Here is a 10,588-nt window from a genome sequence, read left to right on the forward strand (position 1 = left end):
GGGGTGGCCTGCCAGCGGGCGGCGGCGGCCTGGGCGGCGGCCAGCGCAAACTCCACCTGCTCGGTCGATGCCTGCGTGACCGTGCCGACCTGGTCGCTGTGGTCGGCCGGGTTCAGCACCGGCTCGCTGGCCTGGGTGGAGGCAGGCGCGTCATCGGCCAGCATCGGCTGGGCATGCCAGACCATCTGGGCGCTGGCTTGCAGGTCTTGCTGCAGCGCACGCAGGCGGTTGTCGTTGGACAGGTCGAGCCCTGCCGAATTGCTGCGGCTTGCGCCATACAGCGCGCGCGGCTGGGCAATGTGCGGGTTGGGCAGGCCCAGCTGGCCTTCGCTCTGCGCCCATTGCTGGGCGGTGGTCACGGGGTTTTCCACCAGCTTGGCCAGGGGGATGTCCTGGTCGGCAATGCGGTTCACAAAGCTGGTGTTGGCACCGTTCTCCAGCAGGCGGCGCACCAGGTAGGCCAGCAGCGTTTCATGCGTGCCCACCGGGGCATAGATGCGGCAGGGGCGGCCCAGGTTTTCGCTGGCGTTGCGGCCCACCACCTGCTCGTACAGTGGCTCGCCCATGCCGTGCAGGCATTGGAACTCGTACTGGCCGGGCTGGTAGCGGGCCGGGTCGGCCAGGTGGTAGATGGTGGCCAGGGTGTGGGCGTTGTGCGTGGCGAACTGGGGGTAGACCGCATCGGGCGCGGCCAGCAGCTGGCGCGCGCAGGCCAGGTAGGACACATCGGTATAGGCCTTGCGGGTGTAGACCGGGTAGCCTTCCAGGCCGTCGATCTGGGCGCGCTTGATCTCGCTGTCCCAGTAGGCCCCCTTGACCAGGCGCACCATCAGCCGGTGCTGGCTGCGGCGGGCCAGGTCGATGATGAAGGCCAGCACATAGGGGCAGCGCTTTTGGTAGGCCTGCACGACAAAGCCGATACCGGCAAAACCGGCCAGCTCGGGCGCAAAGCAGAGCTTTTCCAGCAGGTCCAGCGACAGCTCCAGGCGGTCGGCTTCTTCGGCATCGATATTGAGGCCGATGTTGTAGCCCTTGGCCAGCACGGCCAGCTGCAGCACCACCGGGAAGAGCTCGGCCATCACGCGGTCGTACTGGGCGCGGCTGTAGCGCGGGTGCAGGGCCGACAGCTTGATCGAGATGCCGGGGCCTTCGTACACGCCCCGGCCATTGCTGGCCTTGCCGATCGCATGGATGGCGTTTTCATAGTCGCGCAGGTAGCGCTTGGCGTCGTCGCTGGTCATCGCCGCTTCGCCCAGCATGTCGTAGGAGTAGCGGAAGCCCTTGGCCTCCAGGCGCTCGGCGTTCTTCAGCGCCTCGCCAATCGTCTCGCCGGTGACGAACTGCTCGCCCATCATGCGCATGGCCATGTCCACGCCCTTGCGGATCAGCGGCTCGCCGCCCCGGCCAATGAGGCGGGTGAGCGACTGGCCCAGCGAGCCTTCGCTGTGCGTGGCCACCAGCTTGCCGGTCAGCACCAGGCCCCAGGCAGCGGCATTGACGAACATCGAGGGGCTCTTGCCCACATGGGCCTTCCACTGGCCGTGCGCGATCTTGTCGCGGATCAGCACATCGCGGGTGGCCGTGTCGGGGATGCGCAGCAGCGCCTCGGCCAGGCACATCAGCGCAATGCCTTCTTGCGACGACAGCGCAAACTCCTGCAGCAGGCCTTGCACCAGGCCAGCGCGGCCGCTGTCGGCCTTGCGCTCGCGCAGGGTGCGGGCCAGTTGCAGCGCCAGCGCATCACCCGCCTGGGCAATGGCGGCGGGCGGCGTGGCCTGGGGCAGGAGTGCCTCCAGCGCTTCGGTCTCGGGCTTGCGGTAGGCGGCAGTGATGGCCGCGCGCAGCGCCGAGGCGGGCTGCAAGGCTGATACCAGCTCATTAAAAACAGGAGCGCTTGCGCCAGATGGGCTGCTGTCTACAGCCGTAAATGGCGAAGTGGTGGAGGGCTGGTTGTCAACAATGGCGTTGGCAGTCATGGCGGGCTCGTGTTCAGAGTAGATAGTGAATGCCGCCAGTGTGATCGTTCGTGGGATGAATTTCTCTCCATAATAGGGCCCATTCGTAGTGAAAAATTCAGCCCATGACCGCCATCATCGACCCGCCGGAGGACCTGGACCGCATCGATCTGCGCATTCTGGCCGTGCTGCAGCGCGATGGCCGCATCTCCAACCTGAAGCTGGCCGAGGCGGTGTCGCTGTCGGCCACGGCCGTGCTGGCCCGCGTGCAGCGCCTCACCAAGGAAGGCTATATCACCGGCTACGAGGCGCGCTTGAACCCGCAAAAGCTGGGCGCGGCCATGCTGGTCTTTATCGAGGTGCTGCTGGACCGCACCACGCCCAATGTGTTTGACGAGTTCAAGGCGGCGGTGCAGGTGCGGCCCGAGATCATGGAGTGCCATATGGTGGCCGGCGGCTTTGACTACCTGGTCAAGATCCGCGTGGCTGACATGAACCACTACCGCCACTTTGCCGGTGAGGTTTTGTGGCAGCTGCCCGGCGTGCGCGAGACCCGCACCTACGCGGTGATGGAAGAGGTCAAAAGCTCCAACCGGCTCTACCTGGGCGGCAGCTGATGCAGCCCATGCGCGGCCGATTTGCAGTACACTGAGATTTCACGGCGCCGATTTGCTTCAGCTTGCGGGCGCTTTATAAATCCAGCTAAAGACTCGGTAGGCGACTGCATTCCATCGACCCGGCCTCGTTTTTAGCGTTGCCGGGTTTTTTATGTCATTCGTTGCGACACCCCAATCAATGCATTTCCCGGAGGCGCTCCCGCTCCAAAGTGGCGCCTCCATCCGTGACTACCACCTGGCCTACGAGACCTACGGCCAGCTCAACGCCGACCGCTCCAACGCCATCCTGGTCTGCCATGCGCTCAACGCCTCGCACCATGTGGCCGGCTACTACGAGGGCCAGCCCAAGAGCGAGGGCTGGTGGGACAACATGATCGGCCCGGGCAAGCCGGTCGATACCAACCAGTTCTTTGTCATCGGCGTCAACAACCTGGGCTCCTGCTTTGGCTCCACCGGGCCCATGCACCGCAATCCGGATGCAGACAAGGACACGGACCAGGTCTATGGCGCCGATTTCCCCGTCGTCACGGTGGAGGACTGGGTCAATGCCCAGGCACTGCTGCTCGACCGCCTGGGCATCACGCAACTGGCCGCCGTGCTCGGCGGCAGCCTGGGCGGCATGCAGGCGCTGTCCTGGACCTTGCAATACCCCGACCGCATGCGCCATGCGGTGGTGGTGGCCAGCGCGCCCTGCCTGTCGGCCGAGAACATTGCCTTCAACGAGGTGGCGCGCCGCGCCATCGTGACCGATCCGGACTTCCACGGCGGCCACTTCTACCGGCACGGCGTGATCCCCAAGCGCGGCCTGCGCATTGCCCGCATGATCGGCCACATCACCTACCTGAGCGACGATGTGATGAACCAGAAGTTCGGCCGCCAGCTGCGCGAAGGCATGGACCTCAAATACAGCACCCAGGATGTGGAGTTCCAGATCGAGAGCTATCTGCGCTACCAGGGCGACAAGTTCAGCGACTACTTTGATGCCAATACCTATTTGCTGATCACCCGTGCGCTCGACTACTTTGACCCGGCCAAGCCCTTTGGCGGCGACCTGACCCAGGCGCTGGCCGGCGCCAAGGCGCGCTTCATGCTGGTGAGCTTCAGCACCGACTGGCGCTTTTCGCCGGCGCGCAGCCGCGAGATCGTCAAGGCCTTGCTCGACAACCGCCGCACCGTCAGTTATGCCGAGATCGACGCACCCCATGGGCATGACGCCTTTTTGCTGGACGACGCGCGCTACATGGGCGTGATGCGCTCCTATTTCCAGAACATGGCCCGCGAACTGAGCGCCGGCCAGCCCAGCGCCCAGGAGGCCGCATGACCGAAGCTTCTTCCACCTTTCAAGCGATTGCCAACCTGGTGCCTCTGGGCGCACGCGTGCTGGACCTGGGCTGCGGCGATGGCAGCTTGCTGGCCTATCTGCAGCGCGAGCGCCAGTGCAGCGGCTACGGCATCGAGTTTGACGACGCCAATGTGCTGGCCTGCGTGCGCCGGGGTGTGAATGTGCTGCAGCTGAACCTGGAAGACGGCCTGGCCATCTTCGAGGACAACAGCTTTGATATGGTGCTGCAGATCGACACCTTGCAGCATCTGCGCAATGCCGAGGTGATGCTGCGCGAGACCGCGCGCATCGGCAAGCAGGGCGTCGTCGCCTTTCCCAACTTTGCGCACTGGCCCAACCGCCTGTCCATTCTGCAAGGCCGCATGCCGGTGACCAAGCGCCTGCCCTACCAGTGGTACGACACGCCCAATATCCGCGTGGGCACCTTCAAGGATTTCGAGGTGCTGGCGCTCAAGAACAAGCTGCGCATTCTGGACAGCTTTGGCCTGCAAAATGGTGAGGTGCGGCGCTGGCTGCCCAATGCCCGCGCCGGCACGGCGGTGTTCCACTTCGAGCACGCCTGACCCCCACCGCGGGCGCTGCCCGGCGGGGCCCTGCGCTGGATGACGGCAGCAGGGCTTTGCCCGAGGCGATAGCCGAGCGGCGCTGGCGCTGGTACGCTTATGCCTGCGGCTGCCCTTGTCGTGGCAGCACCTCCAGGAGATTCACCCATGAACGCCCGCCTAGACGCCGCCCATCTGCAAGCCGATGCGGCCTTGAGCCACATCAGCCAGCAGTGGGACCGCGATATCCTTCGCCAGCTGACCGACTACATCGCCATCCCCGCCAAGTCGCCGGGTTTTGATGGCAACTGGGAGCAGCATGGTTTCATCGACACGGTGGTGCGCAATGCCGCCACCTGGATCGAGGCGCAGAAGGTCGAGGGGCTGACCCTGGAGGTGGTGCGCGTGCCGGGCCGCACGCCGGTGCTGTTCTTTGAAGTGCCTGCCACCCAGGCGCAGAGCACGCAGACCGTGCTGATGTACGGCCACCTGGACAAGCAGCCCGAGTTCTCCGGCTGGCGCAATGACCTGGGCCCCTGGACCCCCAAATACGAAGACGGCAAGCTCTATGGCCGGGGCGGCGCCGATGACGGCTATGCCACCTATGCCAGCGTGGCCGCCATCCAGGAGCTCAAGCGCCAGAATGTGCCGCACCCGCGTATCGTCGGCCTGATCGAGACCTGCGAGGAAAGCGGCTCGGGCGCCCTGCCGGTCTATATCGACATGCTCAAGCCCCGCCTGGGCGATGTGGGCCTGGTCATCTGCCTCGATAGCGGCGCGGGCAACTACGACCAGCTGTGGCTGACCACCAGCCTGCGCGGCATGGTCGCAGGCACCTTGAAGGTGGAGATCCTCACCGAAGGCGTGCATTCGGGCGATGCCTCGGGTGTCGTGCCCTCGTCCTTCCGCATCATGCGCCAGGTGCTCGACCGCCTCGAAGACAGCAAGACCGGCCGCCTGCTGCCCGAGAGCTTTCACTGCGCGGTGCCCGCTGAGCGCCTGGCCCAGGCGCAGGCCACCGCCGGCATTCTGGGCGATGAGCTGTACAAGCGCTTCCCCTGGGCGCATTTTGACTGCAATGGCTCGAGCCTGTTTGCGCTGCCCACCACCACCGACCCCACGCAGGCGCTGCTCAAGCGCACCTGGGAGCCGACCTTGTCCGTTACCGGCGCCGAAGGCCTGCCCGCGCTGCAGGATGCCGGCAATGTGCTGCGCCCCTATACCGCGTTCAAGCTGAGCCTGCGCCTGCCCCCGCTGGTCGATGCCACGCAGTGCATGCAAGAGCTCAAGACCTTGCTCGAAGACAATGCGCCCTACCAGGCCAAGGTCACCTGGGAAGGGGCCAGCGGCGCCAATGGCTGGAATGCGCCCAACACCAGCGACTGGTTCCTGAACGCGCTCAACCAATCGAGCCGCGCGCACTTTGGCGCCGACTGCGGCTTTATCGGCCAGGGCGGCTCGATCCCGCTGATGGGGATGCTCAGCGCCGGCTTCCCCAAGGCGCAGATGATGGTCTGCGGCGTGCTGGGCCCCAAGAGCAATGCACACGGGCCCAATGAGTTCCTGCATGTGCCCTATGCCAAGAAGCTGACCGCCGCCGTGGCCCAGGTGATTGCCAGCATGCCGACCACGGCTGCCAGCGCATAAATACAGCCAGCCCCCGGGCAGCCGCCGCGTGCAGATGCGCATGGGGCGGCTGCCTTTTCTTTTTTGACGATGACGATAGCGCGCCCGCCATGACCGAGCCCACCACCCCCACGCCCACGATCTTGTTTGACGGCACCGAACCCCTGGGTGCCAGCGCCGACCTGGAGGACAACGGCAAGCCCTTTTTCTTTCAGCTGCCCAATGGCCAGAAGGCCTTTGTGATCCGCTGGCAGGGCCAACTGCATGGCTGGATCAATGAGTGCCAGCACGCCAGCGTGGCGATGGATTTTGACGGCGATATTCTGGAGAGCGGCCGCCAGTTCATCCTCTGCCCCTACCACGGCGCCATCTACCAGCCCGATACCGGCAAATGCGTCGGCGGCCCCTGCCGGGGAGCTAGCCTCGATGCGGTGGAGGTGGAAGAGCGCGATGGCGCGGTGTGGCTGAAGCAAGGCTGAACGCCAGCCGGTTCAGCATGCCCAAGCGCCGGCCCCAGGCATCGCTTTGGCGCGATACTGGCGGGCTTGAAAAATAAGCGGCCACTTCCGCCCGGCCGCTTGCGCAGCGCCCCGCCATGAAATCCCCGATCCGAATTGTTGATGTTGACCGCCTGGAGACCTGGACCAAGTACAAGGCCGGTCTCTGCGACAGCTGCGCGGCCAACTGCTGCACGATGCCGCTGGAGGTGCAGCTGCCCGATCTGGTGCGCCTGGGCCTGGTGGACGCCTTTGAGGTGGACAATATCGCGCACAAGCTGATCGCCAAGCGCCTGCTCAAGGCCCGGCTGATCGACCATTACAACCCCAAGCACAATATCTTCACGATGGCGCGCCGCGCCAGTGGCGACTGCCAGTTTCTTGACCCGGTGGCGCGCCGCTGCACCGTGTATGAAAAACGGCCCGAAACCTGCCGCCTGCATCCCAAAAAAGGGCCCAAGCCGGGATTTTGTGCCTATGGGCACAAAGATTTGCAATAAATCCTGCGCCGATTATCGGGGGCTGCTCTGGCCGAGCTGTTGGCTCAGCGCCCCGAGCGCTTTATACAGAGGGTAAATAGTCCTCTAGAATGGCTCGCGCACCTGCTGCAGGTGTGGTCCGGGCCCTGCAAACGCAAGGCGAGGGCATTTTCTCAAGCCAACTAGCCGATGCAAAAATCAAAAATTTTCTGGTCGTTGGGCGTGCTGGCGCTCCTGGCCGCCGTCCTCACGATTTATGGCCTGGGCCTGCACAACGGCCTGGTGTTCGACGATGGCCGGCTGTCGGACGGCACCATTTTTGGCCGCTATGGCAGCTTACTCGAGCCCAAGGTGCGCATGCTGTCCTATGGCAGCTTTGTCTGGGTGCAGTCGCTCTTTGGCGAGAGTATGGCCGTGCAGCGGGTCATCAATATCGTGCTGCACCTGGCCACTTGCTATGCGATATGGCTGCTGGTGTCGGCACTGTTCAAACACACCCAGTTCTCGGACGAGGCGCGGGCAGAGCCGGGTTTTGACACCAATATTCGGATAGCGATATTTGCCGCAGTGGCGCTGTTTGCCGTGCACCCGGTGGGCGTATATGCCGTCGGTTATCTGATCCAGCGCAGCATGGTGATGATGACCTTGTTTTCCGCGCTGGCCTGCTGGGCGTATATCCGCGCCTTGGCGGGGGCGGGGCTGCAGTGGGCGGCGCTGGCCGTGGTTTTCCTGCTCTGCGCCTTGATGAGCAAAGAGCATGCGGTGGTGCTGCCGGCGCTGGCCTTGCCGCTGTATGTGTTTGTCAAACGGCCGTCGTGGAAGAAGCTGCTGGCGATCGCCGTGGCGATTGCCGTGCTGATCGGCCTGTTCACCGCACTGCTGTGGACGCAGCTGGGCGCCTTTGTCGGCGCTGTCGCCACCGATGACACCTCCTGGGCCTATGTGCGCCAGCTCGAGCAGCTCTACCCCGGCATCACCTCGTCAATTTATCCGCTGAGCCTGCTCAACCAGGGCAAGCTGTTTTTCCAGTACGGCCTGCTGTGGTTCCTGCCCAATGTGCAGTGGATGGCGCTGGACCTGCGCCCGGTCTTTCCGCTGAGCTTTGGCAGTCTGCCCCATCTGCTGGGCGGCCTGGGCTATGTGGCACTGGTGGTGGGCAGCGCGGTCCTGCTGCTGCGCAAACGCGATGCCTGGGGTCTGGTGGGCCTGGTGCTGCTGTGCACGGCGCTGCTGTTCAGCACCGAGTTTGTCACCAGCTGGTTGCAAGACCCCTTTGTGCTCTACCGCAGCTATATCTGGGCGATGCTGCTGCCGGCTTTGCTGGCCCTGGTGCTGCTGCTGTTTCCGCGCAAGCTGATGGTAGCCATCGCCTGCGCCGCCGGGCTGGTGCTGACGGCTCTGGCCACGGAGCGCAGCCTGAGCCTCAAGTCTGAGTACAGCGCCTGGAGCGATGCCGCCCAGAAGGTGGACGAGCAGGCCCCCTTCAACGCCTTTGGCCGCTGGCGCCCCTTTATCAACCGGGGTGCGTCGCTGCTGGAAAACCTGATCTACGAGCAGGCGCTGCAGGACTTTGAGAAAGCCGTTGCGCTGCAAGAACCGCTGGGCTCGGCCCAGTTCAACCGGGGCATGACCCTGGAGCTGCTCAAGCGCTACCCCGAGGCGCTGGCCGCGTTTGACAGCGCCCAGAAGCAAGGCTTTGACAATGCGGCGCTGGCCTACCACCAGGCCACGGCCTACAAGATGACGCAGCAGATGGAGCCGGCGTTCCAAAGCTATGCCAAGGCCCTGGCAATGAAGCCCGAAGAGGTCTTGCTGCCCAAGATCTTGCTGGAGCAGGCCGAGGTCGCCATCCCCTCGGGCCACTACGACGTGGCCATTGCGAACTACCAGCGCCTGCTGCAGATGTCGCCGGGCAACACCCGCCTGGAGGTGGGCCTGGGCATTGCGTTCATTGGCAAGCGCGATTTTGCGCAGGCCTTGCAGATCTTTGATGCATCGCTCTCGCGCCAGCCCAACCCCCCCGCCTACTACGGCAAGGCCCTGGCCTACCGCGAGCAGGGCGACCGGGCCCAGGCCATTGCCAACCTGCAGCGCGCCAGCGCCATGGACCCGGCCAACCCGGTCTACCAGCGCCTGCTGCAGCAACTGCAAGGCGGCCAATAATATGCTGCGCGATTGGCTGGGCCGGCCCCAGGCTGCGCCCTTGCATGCCCAGGCGGGCGATGCGCCGCAGCGCGTGCTGCATGTGGGCAAGTTCTACCCGCCTTACCGGGGCGGCATGGAATCGTTTCTGGCCGATCTGATCGAGCAGCAGCGCGCCAACGGCATTGACGCCCGCGCGGTGGTGCATGGCGATCCGCTGCCCGAGGACCCGCCCTGGCTCATCCGTGTGCCGGTGCAGATCACGCTGGTGTTCGCGCCGATTGCGCTGGGCTTTCCGCTGGCGCTGCACCGGGCCATCCGCGACTTTGCGCCCGATGTTCTGCATCTGCACATGCCCAACAATGCGGCATTTTGGGCGCTCATCATGCCCGCCGCGCGCCGGGTGGCCTGGGTCACGCACTGGCATTCGGATGTGCTGATCTCCAAATGGGACAGCCTGCTGCAGCTGTGCTACCAGGTCTACCGGCCCTTCGAGACCAAGCTGCTGCGGCAAAGCGCGGCCATCCTGGCCACGTCGCCGCCCTACATGGCCGCCAGCGTTCCGCTGCAGCGCTGGCTGTTCAAGACCTTGGCGATCCCGCTGGGCCTGAAGCCGCTGGGCCAGGGTGTGCTGGAGCAGGCCCAGGCCGAGGCCCCGCAGCTGCAGCTCTGGGGCGATGCCCGGCTGCGCGTGCTGTCGGTTGGCCGGCTCACCTACTACAAGGGTTTTGACACGCTGGTCTCGGCCGTGGCCGGCTTTGCCGATGTGCAGCTGATCATTGCCGGCGAAGGCGAGCAGCGCAAGGAACTCGAAGCGCTGATTGCGCGCGAGCGCGCCCAGCAAGGTTGTGCCAACGTCCAGCTGCTCGGCCAGGTCAGTGAGGCGCAAAAGCATGCGCTGTTCAACAGCTGCGATATCTTTGCGCTGGCCTCGCGCGAGCGCACCGAGGCCTTTGGCCTGGTGCTGATCGAAGCCATGCAGCATGGCAAGCCCTGCATTGCCTCTGACCTGGATGGCTCGGGCATGTCCTGGGTGGTGGGGCAGTCGGGCAGCGGCCAGTGCTATGCCCCCGACCAGGTGCAGGCCTGGAAAGAAGCCATCCGCCAGGCCCTGGCCGCCAAGGCGCAGCTGGCCGAGCGTGGTCTGGCAGCGCAGCAGGCGGCCGACGCCTATTTCACCATTGGCCAGTGCGAGCGGCGCATTGCCGAGGTCTACGACAGCATTCTGCCCGCCAGCGAGTGGGCACCTGCCCAGCCCCAGGCTGCGGCAGCGGCCAGGCCCTTGCAGGTCGCGGTGGTGCAGCAGGCCGCGCAGTGGCCGCTGCTGCAGCAGTGGCAGGCGGCCCACCCCGAGAGCCTGCTGCTCTGCGTCGATGCCAGCGGCCAGC

General features: G+C 65.1%; 9 protein-coding genes. 8 read left to right on the forward strand and 1 reads right to left on the reverse strand.

Going from position 1 to position 10,588, the window contains the following annotated elements; all coding sequences use genetic code 11:
- On the reverse strand, positions 1-1,976 hold a 1,976-nt coding region (gene putA / locus H928_RS0105820; RefSeq protein ID WP_084635708.1), incomplete at its 3' end, for a bifunctional proline dehydrogenase/L-glutamate gamma-semialdehyde dehydrogenase PutA.
- 104 nt (positions 1,977-2,080) lie between these two features.
- On the opposite strand from putA, the gene H928_RS0105825 reads away from it, so the two are divergent.
- From H928_RS0105825 to H928_RS26360, 8 genes are all read left to right on the forward strand, one after another.
- Positions 2,081-2,572, forward strand: coding sequence for an Lrp/AsnC ligand binding domain-containing protein (locus H928_RS0105825; protein ID WP_021025653.1), 492 nt, complete (start codon positions 2,081-2,083; stop codon positions 2,570-2,572).
- A gap of 151 nt (positions 2,573-2,723) precedes the next feature.
- Positions 2,724-3,893 carry a homoserine O-acetyltransferase gene (locus tag H928_RS0105830; RefSeq protein WP_021025654.1) on the forward strand — a complete coding sequence of 390 codons (1,170 nt, stop codon included), beginning with the start codon at positions 2,724-2,726 and terminating at the stop codon, positions 3,891-3,893.
- Positions 3,890-4,477, forward strand: a complete 588-nt coding sequence (gene metW / locus H928_RS0105835) for a methionine biosynthesis protein MetW (protein WP_021025655.1) — start codon at positions 3,890-3,892, stop codon at positions 4,475-4,477. The genes H928_RS0105830 and metW overlap by 4 nt, the downstream gene beginning before the upstream one ends.
- A gap of 147 nt (positions 4,478-4,624) precedes the next feature.
- Complete coding sequence (locus H928_RS0105840; protein WP_021025656.1) at positions 4,625-6,103, forward strand: M20 family metallopeptidase; 1,479 nt, start codon at positions 4,625-4,627, stop codon at positions 6,101-6,103.
- A gap of 89 nt (positions 6,104-6,192) precedes the next feature.
- Complete coding sequence (locus H928_RS0105845) at positions 6,193-6,561, forward strand: Rieske 2Fe-2S domain-containing protein (protein WP_021025657.1); 369 nt, start codon at positions 6,193-6,195, stop codon at positions 6,559-6,561.
- A gap of 116 nt (positions 6,562-6,677) precedes the next feature.
- On the forward strand, positions 6,678-7,079 hold the full coding sequence (locus tag H928_RS0105850) for a YkgJ family cysteine cluster protein (RefSeq protein WP_021025658.1): 402 nt from the start codon (positions 6,678-6,680) through the stop codon (positions 7,077-7,079).
- A gap of 168 nt (positions 7,080-7,247) precedes the next feature.
- Positions 7,248-9,221 carry a tetratricopeptide repeat protein gene (locus H928_RS0105855; RefSeq protein WP_021025659.1) on the forward strand — a complete coding sequence of 658 codons (1,974 nt, stop codon included), beginning with the start codon at positions 7,248-7,250 and terminating at the stop codon, positions 9,219-9,221.
- A 1-nt stretch (position 9,222) separates the two neighbouring features.
- On the forward strand, positions 9,223-10,588 hold a 1,366-nt coding region (locus H928_RS26360; protein ID WP_021025660.1), incomplete at its 3' end, for a glycosyltransferase.

The organism is Comamonas sp. B-9 (assembly GCF_000410635.1).
GTDB lineage: Bacteria > Pseudomonadota > Gammaproteobacteria > Burkholderiales > Burkholderiaceae_C > Comamonas.